The organism is Pseudomonas sp. ATCC PTA-122608 (genome assembly GCF_001952855.1).
Classification (GTDB): domain Bacteria; phylum Pseudomonadota; class Gammaproteobacteria; order Pseudomonadales; family Pseudomonadaceae; genus Aquipseudomonas.
Genome location: NZ_LPNO01000035.1, coordinates 399,463 through 420,961 on the forward strand (window position 1 = coordinate 399,463; position 21,499 = coordinate 420,961).

20 protein-coding genes are annotated in these 21,499 nt (G+C 62.1%); 10 read left to right on the top strand and 10 right to left on the bottom strand.

The genetic code is table 11. The features are described from left to right. Positions 1-51: 51 nt before the first annotated feature. Together AU074_RS25015 and AU074_RS25020 are read right to left on the bottom strand one after the other, a co-directional pair. Positions 52-1,041: an ABC transporter permease gene (locus AU074_RS25015; protein WP_010172022.1), complete on the bottom strand. Its 990-nt coding sequence runs from the start codon at positions 1,039-1,041 to the stop codon at positions 52-54. Beyond that, positions 1,038-2,525, bottom strand: coding sequence for a sugar ABC transporter ATP-binding protein (locus AU074_RS25020; protein WP_076016988.1), 1,488 nt, complete (start codon positions 2,523-2,525; stop codon positions 1,038-1,040). The genes AU074_RS25015 and AU074_RS25020 overlap by 4 nt, the downstream gene beginning before the upstream one ends. A 284-nt stretch (positions 2,526-2,809) precedes the next feature. On the opposite strand from AU074_RS25020, the gene rpiB reads away from it, so the two are divergent. Together rpiB and AU074_RS25030 are read left to right on the top strand one after the other, a co-directional pair. Next, a complete protein-coding gene (gene rpiB, locus AU074_RS25025; RefSeq protein ID WP_003215716.1) occupies positions 2,810-3,271 on the top strand; it encodes a ribose 5-phosphate isomerase B in 462 nt (153 codons plus the stop codon). A gap of 63 nt (positions 3,272-3,334) precedes the next feature. Then, the gene (locus AU074_RS25030) at positions 3,335-4,315 is read left to right on the top strand and encodes a sugar-binding transcriptional regulator (RefSeq protein WP_076016989.1); all 981 of its coding nucleotides are present in this window, start codon (positions 3,335-3,337) and stop codon (positions 4,313-4,315) included. 904 nt (positions 4,316-5,219) lie between these two features. Here AU074_RS25030 and AU074_RS25040 read toward each other — a convergent pair. Continuing rightward, positions 5,220-6,173, bottom strand: a complete 954-nt coding sequence (locus AU074_RS25040) for an aliphatic sulfonate ABC transporter substrate-binding protein (protein WP_076016990.1) — start codon at positions 6,171-6,173, stop codon at positions 5,220-5,222. A gap of 138 nt (positions 6,174-6,311) precedes the next feature. On the opposite strand from AU074_RS25040, the gene AU074_RS25045 reads away from it, so the two are divergent. After that, positions 6,312-6,917 (top strand): histidine phosphatase family protein, encoded by a 606-nt coding sequence (locus AU074_RS25045; protein WP_076016991.1) that lies wholly within the window; start codon positions 6,312-6,314, stop codon positions 6,915-6,917. Positions 6,918-7,018: 101 nt separating this feature from the next. On the opposite strand, the gene AU074_RS25050 is transcribed toward AU074_RS25045, so the two are convergent. Then, on the bottom strand, positions 7,019-7,459 hold the full coding sequence (locus AU074_RS25050; RefSeq protein ID WP_076016992.1) for a GFA family protein: 441 nt from the start codon (positions 7,457-7,459) through the stop codon (positions 7,019-7,021). Positions 7,460-7,576: 117 nt separating this feature from the next. On the opposite strand from AU074_RS25050, the gene AU074_RS25055 reads away from it, so the two are divergent. Further along, a complete protein-coding gene (locus AU074_RS25055; RefSeq protein ID WP_076016993.1) occupies positions 7,577-8,470 on the top strand; it encodes a LysR family transcriptional regulator in 894 nt (297 codons plus the stop codon). Here AU074_RS25055 and AU074_RS25060 read toward each other — a convergent pair. Next, positions 8,458-9,351, bottom strand: a complete 894-nt coding sequence (locus AU074_RS25060; protein ID WP_076016994.1) for a LysR family transcriptional regulator — start codon at positions 9,349-9,351, stop codon at positions 8,458-8,460. The genes AU074_RS25055 and AU074_RS25060 overlap by 13 nt on opposite strands. A 99-nt stretch (positions 9,352-9,450) precedes the next feature. Between AU074_RS25060 and AU074_RS25065 the strand changes: the two genes are divergently transcribed. Both AU074_RS25065 and AU074_RS25070 read left to right on the top strand, forming a co-directional pair. Continuing rightward, positions 9,451-10,446: an aldo/keto reductase gene (locus tag AU074_RS25065; protein ID WP_076016995.1), complete on the top strand. Its 996-nt coding sequence runs from the start codon at positions 9,451-9,453 to the stop codon at positions 10,444-10,446. A 71-nt stretch (positions 10,447-10,517) separates the two neighbouring features. Then, positions 10,518-10,919, top strand: coding sequence for a cupin domain-containing protein (locus tag AU074_RS25070; protein ID WP_076017145.1), 402 nt, complete (start codon positions 10,518-10,520; stop codon positions 10,917-10,919). Between the two features lie 6 nt (positions 10,920-10,925). Here AU074_RS25070 and AU074_RS25075 read toward each other — a convergent pair whose 3' ends face one another. Beyond that, positions 10,926-11,789, bottom strand: a complete 864-nt coding sequence (locus AU074_RS25075; RefSeq protein ID WP_076016996.1) for a LysR family transcriptional regulator — start codon at positions 11,787-11,789, stop codon at positions 10,926-10,928. 102 nt (positions 11,790-11,891) lie between these two features. On the opposite strand from AU074_RS25075, the gene AU074_RS25080 reads away from it, so the two are divergent. Further along, the gene (locus AU074_RS25080) at positions 11,892-12,890 is read left to right on the top strand and encodes a quinone oxidoreductase (RefSeq protein ID WP_076016997.1); all 999 of its coding nucleotides are present in this window, start codon (positions 11,892-11,894) and stop codon (positions 12,888-12,890) included. Between the two features lie 238 nt (positions 12,891-13,128). Here AU074_RS25080 and AU074_RS25090 read toward each other — a convergent pair whose 3' ends face one another. Next, positions 13,129-13,515: a hypothetical protein gene (locus AU074_RS25090; RefSeq protein ID WP_076016999.1), complete on the bottom strand. Its 387-nt coding sequence runs from the start codon at positions 13,513-13,515 to the stop codon at positions 13,129-13,131. A 136-nt stretch (positions 13,516-13,651) separates the two neighbouring features. Continuing rightward, entirely contained in the window at positions 13,652-14,374 is a 723-nt protein-coding gene (locus tag AU074_RS25095) for a pirin family protein (protein ID WP_076017000.1), read from the bottom strand. A gap of 182 nt (positions 14,375-14,556) precedes the next feature. On the opposite strand from AU074_RS25095, the gene AU074_RS25100 reads away from it, so the two are divergent. Both AU074_RS25100 and AU074_RS25105 read left to right on the top strand, forming a co-directional pair. Further along, positions 14,557-15,507: a GlxA family transcriptional regulator gene (locus AU074_RS25100; protein WP_076017001.1), complete on the top strand. Its 951-nt coding sequence runs from the start codon at positions 14,557-14,559 to the stop codon at positions 15,505-15,507. A gap of 88 nt (positions 15,508-15,595) precedes the next feature. Then, complete coding sequence (locus AU074_RS25105) at positions 15,596-17,137, top strand: winged helix-turn-helix domain-containing protein (RefSeq protein ID WP_076017002.1); 1,542 nt, start codon at positions 15,596-15,598, stop codon at positions 17,135-17,137. On the opposite strand, the gene AU074_RS25110 is transcribed toward AU074_RS25105, so the two are convergent. Further along, positions 17,084-19,876, bottom strand: coding sequence for a winged helix-turn-helix domain-containing protein (locus AU074_RS25110; RefSeq protein ID WP_076017003.1), 2,793 nt, complete (start codon positions 19,874-19,876; stop codon positions 17,084-17,086). The genes AU074_RS25105 and AU074_RS25110 overlap by 54 nt on opposite strands. Positions 19,877-19,941: 65 nt before the next feature. Next, positions 19,942-20,340 carry a helix-turn-helix domain-containing protein gene (locus AU074_RS25115; RefSeq protein WP_076017004.1) on the bottom strand — a complete coding sequence of 133 codons (399 nt, stop codon included), beginning with the start codon at positions 20,338-20,340 and terminating at the stop codon, positions 19,942-19,944. A gap of 205 nt (positions 20,341-20,545) precedes the next feature. Here AU074_RS25115 and AU074_RS25120 point away from each other — a divergent pair, with 205 nt between their 5' ends. Next, entirely contained in the window at positions 20,546-21,454 is a 909-nt protein-coding gene (locus tag AU074_RS25120) for a LysR family transcriptional regulator (protein WP_076017005.1), read from the top strand. Positions 21,455-21,499: the final 45 nt, after the last annotated feature.

The following is a 21,499-nucleotide window of genomic DNA, read 5'->3' on the forward strand; positions in this document are numbered from 1 at the left end:
GAACTCCGCTTATTGTTGTAGGTCGTTCAGTTCGGTTTCGAGGAAAAGCGACTAGCGTTTTTTCTTGCGCCACACATCAATCAATACTGCGAACACGATGATCAGGCCCTTGGCGACCTGCTGGTAATAGGAGGACACGCCCAGCAGGTTCAGGCCGTTGTTGATCACGCCGATCAACAGCGCACCAAACAGCGTGCCGACAATCGTGCCGGTGCCGCCCGACAAACTGGTGCCGCCGATCACCACCGCGGCAATCGCGTCCAGCTCATAAGAGGTACCGGCCTGGGGCAGGGCGGAGGTGGTGCGTGCCGACAGCACCACACCGGCCAACCCGGCGAGCAACCCCGAGACCACGTACACCGAAAACATCACCTTGCGCACGCCGATCCCGGAGGTGCGCGCGCTCTTCTCGTTGCCGCCCACCGCGTACACATAACGGCCGTAGGTGGTGTAGCGCAGCACCATCCAGAAGATCAGCGCGACCACGGCGAAGATCACGATGGGCACGCCAATCGGGCCGATCTTGCCGATACCCAGCGCCAGGTACGCGTCGGGCAGGTCGGTGATCGGGCTGCCGTCGTTGAGGATGAAGGTCATGCCCCGGGCAATGCTCAACATGCCCAAGGTCGCGACAAAGGGCGGGATCGACAGGTTGGCGACCATAAAGCCGTTCACCACCCCGAGCATCGCCCCGGCGAACATCCCGGCGCTGACCGCCGCCAGCACGCCATACCCCTGGGTCGCGACCATGGCGCTGCACAAGCCGGCAAACGCCAGGATCGAGCCCACCGACAGGTCGATGCCCTTGGTCAGGATCACGTAGGTCATGCCCACGGCGAGGATCCCGTTGATCGAGGTCTGGCGCAGGATGTCCATCCAGTTGCGCCAGGTCATGAAGTATTCGCTGGCGAAAGCCATCACCAGGCACAGCAGGATAAACACCAGCGGCAGGCCGAAGCGGTCGAGGGACAAGCGCAGGCGACTGCGGGGTGCGGTCGTGATGGGGGCGGCTGCAGGTGTAGAAAGTGATTTGGCATTCATGAGGCAAGACTCAACAAGGCTTCCTGGGAAAGGGCGGTATCGCTGCTGATGGTCACCAGCCTTCCGCCTTTGAACACGGCAATACGGTCACTCAGGTGCAGCAATTCCGGGGCTTCGGACGACACCACGATCGCCGCGCCACCGGCGCGCACGAACTGGTCCAGCAGGTGATAGATCTCCTGCTTCGCGCCTTCGTCGATGCCCCGGGTCGGCTCGTCGCACAGCAGGCAGATCGGCTGGGTCGACAGGCATTTGGCGAGCACCACTTTTTGCTGGTTGCCGCCGCTCATGGATTCCACTGGCAGGTCCAGGGAGGTGGTCTTGATCTGCAGGCGCTTGACCATGTCCTGGGCCAGCTGGTTTTCCTTGCGCGCATTGATCAGCGACCAGCTCGACAGCTGCTTGTACGCCGACAATGCGATGTTCGAGAGGATGCTGCCGCTGAGCACCAGGCCGCTGTCTTTGCGGTCTTCGGTGACCAGCGACATGCCGGCCTGGATCGTTGCCTTGGGCAGGCCGATGGGCATCGGTTTGCCTTGCAGGGTCACGCTGCCGGAGTCCGGGGTGGTCAGGCCGTAGATGCAGTTGAGGAATTCACTGCGGCCCGATCCCATCAGCCCATAGATGCCGAGAATTTCGCCCTGGCGCAGTTGCAGGCTGATGTCCTGGAACTCGCCGGCGCGGCTCAGGCTGTCGACATCCAGGCAGCATTCGGCGGCGCATTCGCGGCCGACCTTGTGGTCGATGCGGGTGAGTTCCTGGCCGACGATACCGCGTACCAGGTGGGCGCGGTCGATAACGGCCATGCGCCCGGTCTCAACGAAGGCGCCGTCGCGAAAGATGCTGTAGTCGTCGGCGATTTGCGCCAGTTCACTGAGGCGATGCGACACATAGATGATGCCGGCACCACGGGCGGTAAGGCGGCGGATTGCCTTGAACAGGGTTTCGGCCTCGCGCTCACCGATGGCCGAGGTGGGCTCGTCCATGATCATCACCTGGCAGTCGTGGCTGAACGCCTTGGCGATCTCCACCAGTTGGATCTGCGCCACGCTCAGGCGATGCATGGGGCTGGTGGCGTCGACGTCGAACTCCAGGCCTTCCAGCAGTTCGCGAGTGCGTCGGTTGAGTTGCTTGCTGTCGACGATGCAGCCGGCGCGGCGCGGTTCGCGGCCCAGCCAGATGTTTTCGGCGACGGTCATGTAGGGGATGGGTTCCAGCTCCTGGGTGATCATCGCGATCCCCGCCGCCAATGCTTCGCTGGGCCGGTTGAACTGAACGGGGGAACCGTTGAGCAGGATGGTCCCGGCGTCACGCTGGGTGATGCCCATCAGGATGCTCAGGAAAGTCGATTTGCCTGCGCCATTGCCGCCGCACAGGGCGTGGACGCTGCCGGCCCGCAGAGAGAGGCGCCCCTCACGCAGGGCAGGGATCCCGGCGTAAGCCTTGGCGACGTGTTCAGCCTGGAGCAGTAATGGCGTGGCCATCGGCGTGTCCTCGTGCTGTGAATTCTTATTAGGTCGCACAGTCATGTTTCGCTGTGAGCATATGTGTATCAAATGAAATTCTGATCAGTCAATCTCTTTCACTGAAAAGTTGTAAATGCGTGGTTTTGCGCAAACTGTGCCGATTTAGAGGGCTTTGACTGTGGGGTCAGCTAAATCCTACTTGACAGGGCGCCTGGAATGCCCGAGAAATGACTGATCGAAATTTCATTGAGTGATCATATGATCATTCGAAAGTACTCAAAACGGCAGCGGAGCCAAACGCCATGAACACACCTTTCCCGGTGGCTATCGGATGCGATGAAGCGGGTTATGAGCTCAAAGAACTGTTGAAGCGCCATATCGAGGCACTGGGTTACCCGGTGACCGACTTCGGCACCCACTCCACGGCCCCGGTGTTGTACCCGGACATCGCCCTGGCGGTGGCCACGGCGATCAACGCCGGTGAGCAGCGGCTGGGGGTACTGGTGTGCGGCACCGGTATCGGCATGGCCATTTCGGCCAACAAAGTCCTGGGGATTCGTGCGGCCCAGGCCCACGACACCTATTCGGCGGAGCGGGCGCGCAAGAGCAACGATGCGCAGATCCTGTCCATCGGTGCACGGGTGATCGGCGCGGAACTGGCCAAGAGCATCGTCAAGTCGTTCCTGGAGTCGGAGTTCGAAGCTGCGCGTTCCGGGGCCAAGGTCGACCGCATCAACGCGATCGAGCGCGACGGGCATCAGTAGTGGACGGAACGGGGCAAGAGTCGGGAGAATGCGCCTTTGACACCGAAACGGAAGCCCGTGCCCATGAGTGACAGTACCCAGCGCATCGCCAGCGACATCGACCTGATGACCGAAGTGGCGATGCTCTATTACCTTGAGAACGTCACTCAGGAAGCCATCGCCAAGCGCTTCGACCTGTCCCGGGCAAAAGTCAGCCGCCTGCTCAAACGCGCACGGGATGAAGGCATTGTCGAGGTGCGGGTGTTGCAGCATCCGGCGATGAACAACGAATTGGAACAGGCACTGGTGGAACGTTTCCAACTGGACCGCGCCTTGATCGCGGTCGACCACAGCGACCCCGACACCCAGCGTTCGGCGGTTGCGAGCCTGGTGGCCAACTACCTGAACAAAACCCTCAGCGACGGCATGATCGTTGCGGTCGGCATGGGCCGTAACGTTGGCGCGGTGGCCGATAACGTGTTCCTGCCGGTGACCCGCAATTGCACGTTTGTGTGCGCCATCGGCGGTTCGCTCAAGGCGGGCGAATACATGAACCCCGACCACATCTGCCGGCGCCTGGCCCTGCGTTTTGGCGGCGAAAGTGAAAGCTTGTACGCCCCGGCGCTGGTGGCCAACCCGGAACTGCGGGGCGTACTGATCAGCAACGATACCGTGCGTTCCACCCTTGACCGTGCTCGCCGTGCCGACATGGCACTGATTGGCATTGGTGACATGAGTGAAAACAGCAACATGGTGCGCATGGGGTGGTTTTCACCTCAGGAAATCGCCCAGGCGCGGTTGTCCGGCACGGTGGGGGACATGATGGGGTATGACTTTATCGACATTCATGGCCAGCCGGCGGTCAACGCGATCCAAGGGCGGGTGATCGGGTTGACGGTGCAGGAGCTGTTCCGGATTCCGGATGTGGTGGCGATTGCCAGTGAAAATACCAAGGCGGCGGCGACGCTTGGTGCGTTGCGCTCGGGGGTGATCAATACGCTGGCGACCACGGTGACCAATGCTCATACCATCCTGGCGCTGGATGATGCGACGCGCAAAGGCTGACCTGGGCGATAGGTCACGTTTTTTGGATTGGGTGTATATCCGTTATTTTTGTTATGGCTGAAATGGGTTCCGCTCTTACAGCGGCTCACTTTTGAACAGCGCAAAAGTAAGCAAAACGCTCTTGCCCCACCACTCGGCACCTCGCTTGGGCTCGGTGTGCCCTCACTCCGGCTTTGGAGCGTGGGCCGCCGCGATGGGCCATCCTTGGCCCATCGCGGCTAACCCGGCGTCCTGCCGGGTTACCCACGCTCCAAAGCCTGCGTTCGGCCAGCGTGGTTTAACGGGGCGCCTAAGATCAAGATCAAAAGCAGATCAAGGGCACAGCGGCCTACCGGCCGGCTTGAGTGTGGTGAAGCAACAGCAACAGCAACAGCGAAATCAAGAGCGGGCACAGTCCAAATGTGGGAGCGGGCTTGCTCGCGAAGGTCGTTAACGATGACGCGGGCATCCTGATTCAACGCGGCGTTCTCAGGTTTTTCGCGAGCAAGCTCGCTCCTACAGGAAAGCAGCTCTGCTTTCGCTCTTAACACTCAAGCCGGCCTGTAGGCCGCTGTGCTCTTGCTTTTGATCTGCTGTTGATCTTGATCTGACTGCCCCATTCAGCCCGAGGCCGAACGCAGGTATTGCGGAGCGGGTAAACCGGCAGGACGCCGGTTTAGCCGCGCCGGGCCATGGATGGCCCGTCGCGGCGGCCCGCGGAGTAATGCCGGAGTGAGGGAACACCGAGCCTAGGCGAGGTGCCGACAGGCGGGGCAGAGCGTTTTGGTTACTTTGCCGCTTTTGCAAAGTGACTCGCTGTAAGAGCGAAACCATAGGTGGCCGTTACCTAAATAACGGATATGTACCCAGCCCAGCCAGCCCAGCCCAGCCCAGCCAGCCCCAACCCCAAATGGCAACTGAACCGTCAAGGCTTCCACACCTGCACATCCTGCGCATCCACCGCCTTGGGCAATAACCCCGCCTTGAAAAACGCATCGGCAATCTTCTGCTGTTCACCCAGTTGATCCAGCGCCACCGGCTGCACCTCATAACTACGATGAGCATTGGCAGCCTCGACAGTTTCCACATCCAGATTGCCCCACAACGGACCCAATACTTTCGCGGCATCACCCGGGTGGCTTTTCACCCACTCGCCAGCCTGGTGCAATTGTTCGTAAACCACTTTCAACACCTCGGGATGCGCCTTGGCGTAAGGCGTACCCGTCAGGTAATAACGCTTGTAGCTGGCAAGCCCGGTACCGTCCGCAAGGGTCCGGGTCGGCAGTTGGCGCTGCACGCTGGTGAGGAAGGGTTCCCACGTGACCCACGCATCAACCTTGTTGTTTTCAAAAGCCGCGCGACCATCGGCAGGCGTCAGGTACGCCGGCTCGATATCGGAAAAGGCCAGGCCCGCCTTGTTCAGGGCGGCGATGAGCAGGTAGTGAGTGCCGGCAGCCTTGGTCACGGCGATTTTCTTGCCTTTCAAATCCGCCAGTTGCTGGATCGGCGAATCCTTACGCACCACAATCGCCTGGGCTTGGGGCGAGGGCGCTTCCTGGGCGAAGTAGGTGAGCTTGGCCTGAGCGGCCTGGGCGAAGATCGGCACGGTGTCGGCCACGTCGGCACTGATGTCGACGTTGCCGACGTTCAGCGCTTCCAGCAGTGGCAGGCCACTGGGGAACTCGTGCCAGGTGACGTCGATGCCATCGGCTTTGAGAGCTTTTTCCAGGGTGCCCTGGGTTTTCAGCAAGGTGATCAGGGTCGAGGATTTCTGGTAACCGATGCGCACGGTTTCCTGGGCCTGAGCGCTCAGGGCGGTGCAGAGGCCCAGCGTGGCCAGGCCAGTGATGAAAAGACGATGGAGCGAAAACAGGGGCATGGCGTGCTCGACTCTTAATGGATTAAGGTCAGCTTATTGTTCTAAAAATTATTCGATAAATAATTTTTCGGTCTTAGCTTAGGGCTTTATCGGATGCGCCGTTCGCGGCCTTTCAGCGTCAGGATGAAGGAGGGCGGTATGCAGTTGTATGTTGTTCGTCACGGCGAAACTCAAGCCAATGCCGAGGGGCGTTACCAGGGCTCGCTGGACATTGATCTCAACGAACGTGGCGTGCTCCAGGCGCAGGAGTTGCGGGAAAAATTGCCAGCGCAGATCGACGCTGTCATCGTCTCGCCGCTGTGCAGGGCCCAGCAAACGGCGGCCATTGTGTTTGCGGATGATGGGCTGCAACTGCATACGCTGGATGCGTTTCGCGAGCGCGGCGTGGGGGTATTTGAGGGACTGACCCAGGCGGAGGCGGCGCAGCATTATCCCGACCTTTGGGCGCAGAATATTACCCGGCAATGGGAGCGGGCGCCCACGGACGGTGAGTCAATCTCGCAGTTCGTCGAGCGTATCCGGGGCGGATTGAATCAGTTGCTGGTGAACCATGGGCAACAGGTGGTGGTGCTGGTTGCCCATGGGGTTGTCGCCAAGGCGATTCGCGCATTGGTTCGCGATGATTTCTCAGACTTCTTCGAATGGCAGTTGCGCAATGGCGAAGTGCTGAGTCTCAACATCGACACAGAGCCCAATGTGGCGAGGGAGCTTGCTCCCGTTGGGGTGCGAAGCGCCCCCAGGTAGGCCGCGGCGGTCCTTCAGGATGAGTCGGTCAATGCTTTTGGGTTTGCTGCGCAMCCCAGCGGGAGCAAGCTCCCTCGCCACAGGGTTTGTGTGAATCATGTCTACAGGGGAACGCTCAACGCCTGTGCAAAAGCCTGGGGCGTAGGGCTTTCCGGCCAGGTCGGAACGCCCTCCGCCAGCGTCACCCACGGCTGCTTGTGCCGCAGCCAAATATGCGCCACCGGCTGCACGGACGGGCTCTCATCCAGTGTCCCGACCCGCAGCACAACCAACCCCGGCGCGGCCGTCGTGGTGTTGCAGATCCGCGTATGGCACACCCCGCACAACCGATGCTCCGAACGTTGCCCGTCAACGTCATAGGCATATTCCGTCAGCGAACCTTCAACCCGCAGCGCATCCGCCGGCAACAGCGCATGCAGGGCAAACGCGCTACCGCTCCAGGTCTGGCAGTGGCGGCAATGGCAGGCATACACCGCCAGCGGCGCTTCGGTATCGAGGGTGTAGGTCACGCTGGCGCAGCGACACTGGCCGGTGAGTGTCATCAAAAACGATCCTGTGCAAAGTGAGGGCGAAAGCCCCATCGGTTATGCTCGCCAGCATGCCGCAGCCCCCGAACAAAGAACATCCGCCAAAACTGCCCAGCGGCTCACAGGAAATGTATGAACGCCCCGCAACTCCAATGGGAAACCCAGCGCGCCTTCCTCGCCGTGTTGCGCACCGGCAGCCTGTCGGGCGCAGCCCGTTTGCTGGGGATCGCCCAGGCCACCGCGCGGCGACGGATCGAGGCCCTGGAGCAGAGCGTCGGGGTCAGCCTGTTTATCCGCTCACCCGCCGGGCTATTGCCCACCGACACGGCCAAGGACCTGATCAGCCATGTTGAAGCGATGGCTGTTGCCGCCAACGCCTTTAACCGCGCAGCCTCGGCCGACACGGCGCTCGCCGGCGGCACGGTGCGGCTCACCAGTGGCAAGCTGCTGGGCGTTGAAGTGCTGCCGCCCATGTTGCGCAGCCTGCGCCGTGATCATCCGCAATTGGCCATCGAGCTGAGCGTATCCAATCGACTGCAGGCGCTTGCCCGGCAAGAGGCCGACGTCGCCGTACGCATCAGTCGCCCGGTCGAATCCACCGTGGTCGCGCGCAAGGTCGGCGACCTGCAAGTCGGGTTGTACGCTGCGCCAGAATTGCTCGCAGAGCAGGGCACGCCCGACACCGTTGCGCAATTGCACGGCTACTCGCTGATCGGGCCAGACCGCAACTTGCTGGAGATCGAATTCCTGGGTGAGCGCGGTTTCGACTGTTCGGCGCCCAGTACGGTGATTCGCACCGACGATCACCTCGCGCAGTTGGCCGCGTTGCGTGCGGGGCTGGGGATCGGCGTGTGTTCAGCCCAGGTGGCACAACGTCACGGACTGGTGCGGGTGTTGCCCGCGCAGGTGGATTTCAAGGTTGACGTGTGGATCGCCATGCACCAGGACATGCGCAAGGTCCCGCGCATCGCCGTGGTGTTCGATGGGTTGGGCGCGGCCCTGACGGATTTCCTTCACCCGCGATAACGCAACGCGTCCACCAACAGCGCAAACGCCGGCGAGGCCTGGCGGCGGCTGGGGTAGTACAGGTGAAAGCCGGAAAACGGCGCGCACCAGTCATCCAGCACCTGCACCAGTCGCCCGTCCGCCAGATAAGGCGCCACCAAGTCGGCAGGCACGTAACTCAAGCCCAAGCCATCGACCGCTGCCTTGAGCAATGGGTACACGCCATTGAACGTCACCTGGCCAGACACCCGCACATTCAGGCTTTCGTCGCCTTTCTTGAATTCCCACACATACAGGCCGCCATTGGTGGGCAAGCGCAAGTTGTTGCAGGCGTGATCGGTCAGGTCCCGAGGCGTGCGGGGGATCGCGCGCTGGGCGAAATAGGCCGGTGAGCCCACCACCAGCATGCGCATGTCGGGGCTGATGCGCGTGGCAATCATGCCTTGGGCCACGTCTTCCCCAAGGCGCACGCCGGCGTCGAAACCCTGGGCGGCGATGTCGACAAAACTGTAGTCGCAACACACCTCCACCGAGATATCCGGGTACTGCGCCAGGAACGGTTTCAACACCGGCCACAGGATGAATTCCAGCGCGTGGTCCATGGCGTTGATGCGAATGGTGCCGGACGGCCGGTCGCGCAAATTACTCAGGCCTTCAAGGCCCACCTGGATTTCATCGAAATGCGGCCCGACCGTATCGATCAAGTGCTGCCCGGCCTCGGTGGGCGACACGCTGCGGGTGGTGCGGGTCAGCAGGCGCAACCCCAGTCGCGCCTCCAGGGCGCGGATGGTATGGCTCAGCGCCGATTGGGAAACCCCGAGCTTGGCCGCCGCCTTGGTAAAGCTGCGCTCCCGGGCTACCGCGAGAAAGGCGAGCAGGTCGTTGGCGTTTTCCCTGAGCATTGATGAGTCACCCTCATAAGTATTTTCAGATTCTAGCGGCTAATTATCACAATTCGTAACTGTTAGATTGGATTCAGTCCCCTTACCCGGAGAATGACCATGCGCAAACGCACACTCGGTAACTGCCAACTCGAAGTCTCGGCCCTGGGGCTCGGTTGCATGGGCATGAGCTTTGGCTACGGCCCTGCGGCCGATAAGAAGCAGATGATTGCCTTGCTGCGGAACGCGGTCGAGCAAGGCGTGACCTTCTTCGATACCGCTGAAGTCTATGGCCCGTTCATCAACGAAGAACTGCTGGGCGAAGCCCTGTCGCCGCTGCGTGAGCAGGTTGTGATCGCCACCAAGTTCGGCTTCGCCCTGGACCCGTCCGGCAACGGTAAATGGTCTGGTCTCAACAGCCGCCCCGAGCATATCCGTCAGGTGGCTGAAGCGTCGCTCAAGCGCCTGAAGACGGATGTTATCGACCTGTTTTATCAGCATCGGGTTGATCCGAATGTACCGATCGAAGAGGTGGCCGGTGCCGTGAAGGATTTGATTCAGGAGGGCAAGGTCAAGCATTTCGGTTTGTCTGAAGCCGGTGCCTCGACCATCCGCCGCGCCCATGCCGTTCAACCGGTGGCCGCACTGCAAAGTGAGTACTCCCTGTGGTGGCGCAAGCCGGAGGCGGAGGTGCTGCCGCTGCTGGAGGAACTGGGCATTGGGCTGGTGCCCTACAGCCCGTTGGGCAAAGGTTTTCTGACCGGCAAGTTCGACAGCCAGAGCACCTTTGACAGCTCGGACTTTCGCAGCAATTTGCCGAGGTTCACGCCCGAAGCCTTGCAGGCCAACCAGGCCCTGGTGGAGTTGCTGCGTCAGGTTGCCCAGCGAAAAAATGCCACGCCCTCGCAGATAGCACTCGCCTGGCTGCTGGCCCAAAAGCCATGGATCGTACCGATTCCAGGCACCACCAAAACCTCACGCCTGACGGAAAACCTGGGGGCGGTCGAAGTGCAGCTCAGTGCGACAGAACTCACTGAGCTGGATGCTGCCGCCGCGAATATCGCCGTGCACGGCGACCGCTATCCCGAAGCCCTGGAAAGGATGACCGGCCTATGAAAACCAGCTTCGCCGCCACCGCGCTTTCATTGTCATTACTGGCACTCGATTCACAGGCACAGGAGACACCCATGCTGACCATCACGCCCAACGGTTCCCAGCCTTCAGCAAAAGGCCCGGCGGATTATTTCACCGGCACCGTACGCGTCGACTCACCTTTCAAGGGCACCGACGCCGCGCGCGTCACCGGGGCTTTCGTTACCTTTGAGCCGGGCGCACGCACCGCTTGGCACACTCACCCTTTGGGGCAGACATTGATCGTGACCGCAGGCCTGGGCCAGGTCCAGGAATGGGGCCAGCCGGTGCGGGCAATCCGCCCCGGCGACACGGTATGGATTGCGCCAGGGGTCAAGCATTGGCATGGCGCGACGGCGAACACCGCCATGACCCATATCGCGATTAGCGAAATGCTCGACGGCAAGGTGGTGGACTGGATGGAACAGGTCAGCGACTCACAGTACGCGGCGCAGTAATCCGCTTCACCGCCGCAACTGCGGCTCGCCTTCAATACAACTCACCAAAAACTCCATCACCACCTTCACCGAAGGCGAGCGGCGCATATCCGGATACACCGTCAGCCAGATATCGCGAACCGGGCCTTCGGTATTCGTTGCCAGGCGCACCAATGCCGCGTCGTGATCACCCACCAGCGTGGGCAATACCACCGCACCCACCTGGGCCCGGGCGGCCATTTGCTGGGTGATCAGGTCGCTGGCGGCGAAGGCAATCGTGCGGTTGCCGCGTACCTGATGCATCCACGCCTGTTGGGGCAGGTGGTCGCGGGTGGCGTCATAGGCAATGAACGTCCATTGTTCAGCGGGCAGTTGTTTGAGCTCGGGCGTGGCATAGAGCCCGAAACGCACGGCGCCGACCTTTCTGCGTACCAGCGCTTCCTCATCGGGACGCACGGTGCGCAGGGCAATGTCGGCTTCGCCTTTGTCGAGGGCGGCGAGCGTTGTCGAGGACATCAACACGATATTCAGCTTGGGATACTGCGCTCTGAAGCGTGCGACATGGGGCGCGATGCAGTGGATGGCTATCGACGGCGGGCAACTGACACGCACGGTGCCGGCCACTTCGATCGAGGCCACGCGGGACAGGCGCATCACTTCGGTGGCCATGTCGCCCATGCCTGCCGCCAATTTCGCCAGTGCCCGGCCTTCCTCGGTGAGCGGCCGGCTGCGGGGCAGGCGGTCTACCAGTTTGACGCCGAGGGCTTTTTCCAGGGCATCGACGCGGCGGCCAACGGTGGCATGTTCCACCTGCAGCTCGCGGGCGGCAGCCGACAGTGACTGGGTGCGCGCCAGCACGGTGAAGAAATACAGATCCTGCCAGTCGAACATCGGGTTATTTCCGCACGGAGGGTGGGAGGTATTGGGGAATTCTCGTACAGAGTACTGCCTTTTACCATGGCGCATTCCCAACGCAAACGGAGTTGTCCCGCGATGAAAGCCCTCACCCTTGAAACCTACGGCGGCCCTGAGGTCGTTCAACTGCGCCTTGATGTGCCCAAACCCCAAGTGACCGCCGGCCATGTATTGGTCAAGGTGGCCTGCGCCGGGATCAATTTCATGGATGTGCACACCCGCCAGGGCAAGTACGCCAAATCGGTGACCTACCCGGTACGGCTGCCGTGCACTCTGGGTATGGAAGGGGCGGGTGTGGTGGTGGCGGTGGGCGAGGGCGTGAGCCATTTGGCTCCGGGTGATCGGGTGGCTTGGTGCATTGCCTGGGGCGCGTTTGCTGAATACGCCAGCGTTCCCGCCGCGCGGGTGGCGCAAATTCCCAATGCGATCGGCTTCGATCAAGCGGCTGCGGCGATGTTCCAGGGCTGCACGGCTCACTACCTGATTGAAGATGTCGCGCGGTTGCAGGCGGGCAACCGCTGCTTGATCCACGCGGCTTCCGGCAGCATCGGCCAGTTGCTGGTGCAAATGGCCCACCGGCTCGGCGCCACGGTGTTCACCACCGGCAGCAGCGCCGAAAAGTGCGCGATTGCGCTGCAGCGTGGCGCCGATCAGGCCTGGCAATACGACGGGTTTTCCGAGCGGGTGTTGGAGGCAACGCAGGGACAGGGCGTGGATGTGGTGTTCGATTCGGTGGGCAAGGCCACCTTGCGCGAGAGCTTCAGGGCGTGCCGCACGCGAGGGTTGATCGTCAATTACGGCAATGTCTCGGGTTCGATCACTGATCTGGACCCGATGGAGTTGGGGGAAGCCGGTTCACTGTTCCTGACTCGCCCACGGCTCAACGACCATATGGCCGACGGCCCGACGGTGCAGAGGCGTGCCAATGCGGTGTTCGCGGCGATGCTCGAAGGTTCGCTGACAGTGGATATCGAAGGGCATTACGCGCTGGAAGAAGTGCAGCAAGTGCACGCGCGGATTGAGGCACGGCAGCAGATTGGCAAGGCGGTGGTGTGGCTGGATCGTGAACTTCACTAACTGCGAGAGAGCTTGTGTGGCGAGGGAGCTTGCTCCCGCTGGGCTGCGAAGCGGCCCCACAACCTGCCAATGGGGTTTTCCTGGAGAAACGCAGTGAGTTCATTGGGGCTGCTGCGCAGCCCAGCGGGAGCAAGCTCCCTCGCCACAGTGGTCGTGGCGCTTGTGAGGATCAGTTAATAGCAGGCGAAAAAAAGCCGGCTGATCAGGCCGGCTGGGGGTGAACCGCGAACGACAGGGGTTATGCGCGGTTTTCCATCAGGCGGTCTGCACCACCTTCAGCTACACGGTTTTCTTGAAGACGGTCTGCACCACCTTCGGCTACGCGGTTTTCTTGAAGACGGTCTGCACCACCTTCGGCTACGCGGTTTTCTTGAAGACGGTCTGCACCACCTTCGGCTACGCGGTTTTCTTGAAGACGGTCTGCACCACCTTCGGCTACGCGGTTTTCTTGAAGACGATCAGCACCACCTTCAGCAACGCGACGTTCCAGCATACGGTCAGAACCGCCCTCAGCCACGCGGCTGTCCATCAGGCGATCCGCGCCGCCTTCAGCGACGGCAGGTTGGGTAAAGGCGCTTACAGCAAGTACCGAGAAAGCGAGGCTGAGCAAGAGTTGGCGTTTCATGAGGGTGTGCTCCGGGATGTCATTGGTTGGTATGGATGTGATGTTACGCGGTGGATTTTTTTAGAGAACTTCATTGGGCTGATGGTGACTATCGACGCCAGCGATGGCCCGTTTTCGCGGGCCATCGCGCCGACTATCACGGCATTTCAGGCAGTTCCTGAGGGCGCAGGTCGAACACCAGCACCTCGGCGTCCTCGCCATGGCTCAGGTGAATTTCCCGCTCATCGCGCACTCGGGCGCCGTCGCCTTCGTGCAAGCGTTGGCCGTTGACTTCAACGCTGCCCCGCGCCACATGGATGTAGGCGTAGCGCTCCGGAGCCAGTGGCAGGCTGGCGGTTTCAAAGCCGTTGAATAGCCCGGCATACACCCGCGCATCCTGGCGCACGCCGAGGGAGCCGTCGGTGCCTTCCGGCGAGATGATCAACTGCAACCGGCCGCGTTTTTGCGCCTCGGTGAAGTGCTCCTGCTGATAGCGCGGTTCGGCGCCCGCCACCTGCGGCACTATCCAGATTTGCAGGAAGTGCACGCCCTGGGTGTGGCTGTGGTTGAACTCGCTGTGGGCCACGCCGCTGCCGGCGCTCATCAGTTGCACATCGCCGGGGCGAATCACCGAACCAGTGCCCAGGGTGTCCTTGTGTTCCAGGGCACCTTCGAGCACATAGGAGAAAATCTCCATGTCGCGGTGCGGGTGTTGGCCGAAGCCCTTGCCGGCGGCAACCCGGTCATCGTTGATCACCAGCAGGTCGGAAAAACCCTGTTCCTTGGGGTTCCAGTAGTTGGCAAACGAGAACGTGTGGAACGACTTCAACCAACCGTGATTGGCGGCGCCGCGTTCCGAGGCTTTGCGAAGGGTCAGCATGGGGTGTTCTCCTCAAGGGAAGCTTGGCTGCGAGATGCAGGGCTTCGGTGTGAGAAGAAGGTTACTGGTTAGCGAAAGGTTGATTAAGAAGTTGAAAAAGGAATGACTGTCTCGTGTGAGTTGACAGTGATCAGCGTGCCATAATGCTCCCGTTCATCTCTCTCAACGGACAATTCCTGACAATGAAAACCGTGGCCATGGCGCTGTTTCCCGACTTCCTTCTGCTCGACATGGCCGGACCACTGGAAGTGTTCTCCATTGCCAATCGTTACCTGGAGCCGTCAGCCCACTATCAGGTCCTGACCATCGGTACCGAGCCCGGGCCGCTGCGGGCCTCCAATGGCGTGGTGGTGCACCCTGATCTGCAGCTGGATCAGGCCCTTGAGGCTTATGACTTGCTGCTGGTCCCGGGCGGCCCCGGCGCCTATAACGAATGCCATCCCGCGTTGTTGCCATGGCTCAAGACAGCTGCGCCCCGCGCCCGGCGATTCGGCTCGATCTGCACCGGCGCCTTTGTGCTGGGGTACGCGGGCTTGCTGGACGGCCAGCGCGTGACCACTCACTGGCATTACACCGAGCGGCTGATCAAGGCCTTTCCCAAGGCAATGGTCGAGACCGACCGGATCTACCTGCAAGACGGTCGGCTTATCACTTCTGGCGGTGTGACGGCGGGCATCGACCTGGCGCTGTCCATTGTGGCCCAGGACCACGGCAAGCAGGTGGCCGTCGATGTGGCCAAGGTGTTGTTGGTGGTGATGAAGCGCCAGGGCGGTCAAGCCCAGTTCAGCCCTATGACCGCAGCCGTGGCCCCTCAGGAAACCGCGATTACCCGGGTGCAGACCCATGTGCTGGAGCGGCTGGACCAGGCCTTTACCATCGAGTCCATGGCGCAGTTGGCGGGCATGAGCACGCGGCACTTTGCGCGGGTGTTCGCCAAGGAAGTGCAGATGACCCCGATGGCCTTCCTGCAAGGTGCCCGCATCGATCGTGCCCGGCACTTGCTGGAACGCACCGACCTGCCACTCAAGACCGTCGCGTTTCACGCGGGGTTTGGCAGCGTGCGGCATATGCGGTTTCTGTTCAGTGAAAAACTCGGCTTGAACCCGACCCAATACCGCCAGCAATTCAGCTGATGTCCGTCTGGCGCACCTGAATGTCCGTGTGGATCCCTGTGCCGGCATTGTTCTGTCACCGGTAGCTGGCAAGATAGCCGTCAGTCTCATGGAAAAGGATGCGCAGGCGCCCAAGGCCGGGTGTTTCAGCGCTTTGACGAGCATGAACAGCCTTCATACGATTGAACCGGAATGCGCCGTGCGCTTCGGCCCCTTCACCTTTTACCCCCAGCAGCGCCTGGTGTGCGAAGAGGGCCGGCCGCTGCCGTTGGGCGGGCGCGCCCTGGACATTCTTGGGGTGCTGGTGGAGCAGGCCGGGCAGTTTGTCGACAAGGCATTCTTGATCGCACGGGTGTGGCCGAGCAGTGTGGTGGAGGAGAACAACCTGCGGGTGCACATCGCGGCCTTGCGCCGTGCCTTGGCCGATGGCGAGGACGGGCGGCGCTATATCATCAACCTGCCGCAACGCGGTTATTGTTTTGTCGCGACGCAGCCGACGCAGTCAGCACCTGCGCAGCCTCTACCTCAACATAATCTGCCGGCGCGCCTGGTACCGGTGTTCGGCCTGGACCCGCTGGCCCATGCCCTTGCCCGGCGTTTGCCTGGGCAAACGCTGATGACGCTCACCGGGTGCGCCGGTATCGGCAAAACCACCCTGGCCCTCTACCTGGCCGCACAGGTGCTGCCGCGTTATCGCGACGGAGTGTGGCGCGTGGAGTTGGCCGGTATCAGTCGGTTATCGGACGTGGTCCGTCAATTGTCCAGGGTGCTCGGGATTGAGGTTGAACCGGGCGGCACGCTGCATGGCTTTTGCCGACAACTGGCGTCACGGCAATTGCTGCTGGTGCTTGATGGGTGTGAACAGGCATTGGCCGCTTGCCGCAACCTGGTATTCGCCCTAAGGGGCATGGCGCCCCAGGTAACGCTGCTGCTGAGTAGCCGCGAAGCCCTGAATATTCCCGGCGAATGGGCCCAGCGCGTACCCGCGTTGGCATTGCCGCCGTTGTCGGCATTGGCGGACGTCGAGCAGACGCTGGCTTCGCCTGCGGTGCAGCTATTTGTCAGCCGGGCCCAGGCCAGTCAGCAAGGCTTTGAGTTACGCAGGCAAGACCTGGCGCCTCTGCGGGATATCTGCCGGCGCCTCGACGGTATTCCGTTGGCTCTGGAGTTGGCGGCAGCCCAGGTCGATGCCCTTGGGGTCAAGAGCCTGCAAGCGCAGTTGGTAAACGGCTTGCAGGTGCTGACTCGCGGGCGGCGAACGGCTGTAGAACGCCATCAATCCATGAGCGCCGCGCTGGACTGGACCTATGATCGCTTGAGCCTGCCGGAGCGCTGGCTGTTCCTCCAACTGGGCCTGTTCAAGATGGCGGTGACCGTGCCGACGCTGGGCGCGCTGGTTGCCGGCACTGAGCTGGAACACGCCGACCTGTCTTATCTGCTGGCACGCTTGGTGGCGACTTCGCTGCTGACCGTCGAACCCGGTCCCGGTCTTCGGCGTTATCGTTTGCTCAATAGCGTGCGTGCCTACGCGTTGGCCCGCCTGGGTGACCCGGCCCAGGTGATGCTGTTGCAACAAGGCTACGAGCTCGAGCCGTTCTCAGGCCGGCAGCGGGTGGTGCAGTTCGTCGAGCAAGCGGCGCACGCTCACTAGGTCCGGCGTGGAAAATCCTTCAGTGAAGCGCCCATACACCGCTTGTAAAAGCTCGCGTGCGGCAGCCTGTCGGCCCTCGCGCTGCCATAGCCGGGCAAGGGACAGGGCGCAACGCAGTTCCCAGGCCAAGGCTCCTTGCTGACGAGCCAGCCCCAGCGCTTCCAGCAGCAATTTTTCAGCCGCTTGCGCCGCGAGCGGGTCAGACCGGTGCAGCAGGGATTCGGCCCGCGCCCGCAGGATTTCTGCGGTGCACCAACCCGCATTGCCCTGCCTGGCGCGTTCGAAGCAGGCCTCATCCACATCCCTTGTGCGCAAGGTCGCAACGATGTCCTTGATCAGGCCAAGGCCGTCGACATCGTCCTCGGGCACCCCAGCGTCCAATGCCAGGGCGTAATGCCTGGCCCAGGTGTCGAACAGCAACACCGAGTGCTTCTGCGCCTGCTGCGACAACAGCTCCAGCATTGACCTTGCCGTGGCGTCGTCGCCGTTGTAGTGGGCGATGACGACGCCCGAGAGGGCAAGTGTGTAGCAGATCGAGGTGCCGTGATTGATTTGCAGCGCCAGCTCCAGCGCCTGTCGGGCGGTGCGCCAGGCGCGCTCCGGAAAACCCTGTAGCCAGAGGATGCGCGCCAGCACCGTCAGCGACGCCACGCTCTGGTCGTATTGCACGCCAAATCCATGGGTAAACCGATTGAGGTGGCCGCTGTGGGCCATGCGCTGCATCACCTGTTCGGCGTTGTGCCGCGCCAGGGCCTGGTTACCGGCGAAATGTTGCGCCAGCACCCGCAGGCGCTGTGCGCTCAAGTCCAGCAGCGGTTGGGCGTTGGGGTCCAGGCGGTCGAAATGCAGGCTTTGGCGCAGGGCCTGGCGGTAGTTGCCGTTGCACAGGTTCACGGCCATATGGCCGGACACCGCCCTGAGCTGCCCGGCGACATCGTGGCTGGCTTCGGCCAGTTGCCGTGCCTGCTCAAAGGCATTGATGGTCTGCGGGGTTGCGCCCTGGGTGTGATAGGAAAAGCTGCCCAGGGCCAACTGCAGTTGCAGGTGCAAGTGTGGGCAGGGTGCTGCCGATTGCTGAAGCAACGCCAGGGCCTTGCCCACATACAAACCGTGTTCGGTGAGCAGCGACAGCTCCTGCCACAGCGGCATTGCACTGACCGTCAGGCGGATCGCCAGCAACGGCGCGCCATCCTCGCGCAACCCCCAGTCGAGGGCCGCACGCACGTCTTCGCGACAGGCTGCATAACGGTCGAGCCATTGCTGGGTGGGCACTCGTTCCCAGTCGGCTTGCGCTTGATTCATCAGCGTCAGGCAGCGGGCGGCGTGTCGCTCACGGCTGGCCTCCAGTTCGCAGGCGCTACTGAGTTTCTCCAGGGCATAGGTCCGGGTGATGTCCAGCAGCCGATAGGCCACCTCTTCGTCGCCTACCTCAACGTTGAGCAGGGACTTGGCCACCAATTGCGTGATCGAGCCCAGCACCTCCATCGGCGCAATGTGCTCACCGGCGATTACCGCCGCCGCCGATGCCAGGGTGAAACTACCCCGGAACACCGCAAGGCGCCGCAGGCATACCTGCTCGCAAGCGGTCAGCAGATCGAAGCTCCACTCCAGGGTGGCGCGCAGCGTTTGGTGCCGGGGCAGGGCGCTGCGTCGACCACGGGTCAACAGGCGAAAGTTGTCCTCCATCTGCACCAGCAAGCCCTTCAGGCCAAAGCGTTCGATTTGCGCCGCCACCAGCTCGATCGCCAAGGGAATACCGTCCAGGCGTCGGCAAATATCGATGGCCAGGGGCAGCTCGGCGTCACTCAGTTCAAAGCCGTCCCAGCGCGACAGCGCCCGTTCCACCAGCAATTGCAGCGCGGGGTACGCCATGGCTTCGGCGCGGCCGCCAGTGGCCGGCGGGCATGCCAAAGGCTCCAGGCGCTGCACGAACTCGCCCTCGGCGCGCAGCGCTTCACGGCTGGTGGTCAGAATGTGTAACTGAGGGGCATGGCGCAGCAGGGTTTCGCTGATCAGCGCAATATCGTCGAGCAGGTGCTCGCAGTTGTCGATCACCAGCAGCATCTGGCGCTCGCGCAACAGGCTGGCGAGGCCGGACAAGGGGTCGTGACTCGGTGGCGTAAGCTCCAGCAGGGCGGCGAGGTTGGGTACGATCATCGACGGCTGGCTCAACGGTGCCAGGTCCAGCAGACGGATGCCGTCGCGGTAACGTCCGATCAGCAGTTCGGCCACTCGCAGCGCGACGGTGGTCTTGCCGATACCCCCTGCACCCGTGAGGGTGATGAAGCGGTGGTGAGGCAGCTGTTGCACCAGGCTTTCGATCAGGGCCTGGCGCCCCAGCATCCGCGTGCGGCGCAGCGGCAGGTTGTGCCCTGGATAGGGCGAAGTGGCGTCGCCCTCCAACGTTGTGGGGTCGACACTCAGCGGGGCAACAAAACTGTAGCCACGCTGGGCCACCGTGACGATATAGCGCTGCCCGGCCTGGCCGTCGCCGAGCGCCTTGCGCAGGGCTGCCATGTGCACCCGCAGGTTGCCATCCTCCACCACCGTCCTGGGCCAGACCCGGGCGATCAGCTCCTGTTTGCTCACCACCTGACCGGCGTGCTCCAGCAAAATCAGGAGGATATCCACCGCCCGCCGGCCCAGGCGCAACGGCTGGCCACCCTCCAGCACCACGCGCTGGCGGGGGTGAATCCGATAGGGGCCGAAATGCATGGCCTGGTCGTTGGGGTTGCTCATGCGCGGGCTCTGGGATGGGGTCTGTGGTGCATATTCCAGAGGTTTGCGCCCGGGTGCAATCACCACTAGGCGGCGATCACGCGAAGTTGGTGGTTACGCCAGGTCATGGGGTTCACGCCTTCACTGCGGCTGAAGATATGGCAGAAGTGTGCCTGGTCGCAGAAACCGCATTCCTGGCTGATTTGAGTCAGGCTCAAGGCGGAACTGACGATCAGTTCCTTGGCCCGCTGGATGCGTTGTTGGCGGATCCATTCCTGGGGAGACAGGCCCGTACTGCACTTAAAGGCGCGAGAGAAATGGCTACGGGACAGCGCACATGCCCACGCCAGTTCCGTGACTTCCAGGCTTTCTCCCAGGTTCGCCAGGATCAACTGCTTGACCATGCGTTCGCGGCGGGCACACAGCCCGCCGGTGGCGGATGGGCGTGAGTGCGGGGCAGGTGCGATGTGCTCGAGTCGGGCCATGACAGATTCCGTGGTCGATGGGAGCGTTCCCGGTGAATGAAAATCCAGTGTAGACCGCCGTATTTTTCGCTCCGGCCTGTCTGGCTGGCGAGTTAATCGTTGTTAATTTCGCCAGGTGTCCGGGGAAAAAAGACAGCACAGGCATGCAATTGCGCACGCCTTGAACGTGTTTAGCTGGCGGCCTGTTCACCCTCCGGTAAACCCTATGAATCGCAACGACCTGCGCCGCGTCGACATGAACCTGTTGGTGATTTTCGAGGCCCTGATGTTCGAAAAGAACCTGACCCGGGTTGCCGAAAAACTCTTCATGGGGCAGCCGGCCGTGAGTGCGGCCCTGGGCCGGTTGCGCGACCTGTTCGATGACCCGCTGCTGCTGCGCAATGGTCGCGGCATGGAGCCCACGCCACGGGCCGTGGCGATCCTCAAGGAGTTGCAACCGGCGATGGACATCATTTCCGGCGCGGTCAGCCGCGCCAAGGACTTCGACCCTTCCACCAGTTGCGCGGTGTTTCGCATCGGGCTGTCGGACGACGCCGAGTTCGGGCTGTTTCCACCGTTGCTCAGCCAGCTGCGCGAAGAGGCGCCGGGGATCATCGTGGTGGTGCGGCGCGCGAACTACTTGCTGATGTCGGCATTGTTGGCCAGTGGCGAGATCTCCGTGGGGGTGAGCTACACCACCGAGCTGCCGGCCAATGCCAAGCGCAAGAAGCTGCGGGACATTCCATGCAAGGTGCTGCGGGGGGACGACCGGCCTGAACCGTTGACCCTGGATGACTACTGTTCGCGGCCCCATGCCATGGTTTCGTTTTCCGGTGATTTGAGCGGCAATATCGACCTGGATCTGGCGCGCATCGGTCGAGCCCGGCGAGTGGTGTTGGCGGTGCCGCAATTCAGCGGGTTGCGGGACCTGTTGGCCGGCAGCGAGATGATTGCGACGGTGCCCGATTATGCCGCCTGCGCGTTGACCCAAGGCAGCGGCCTACGGGCCGAGGACCCGCCGTTCAGCATCGATGCCGCAGAGCTGTCGATGGTATGGAGTGGCGTGCACGACAACGACCCGGCGGAGCGCTGGTTGCGATCGCGGATTGGCGAACACATGTCGCGGGCGCTCTAACAGAGCACGTACATCCAATTTTTCCGCTACGTGACACCCCACACT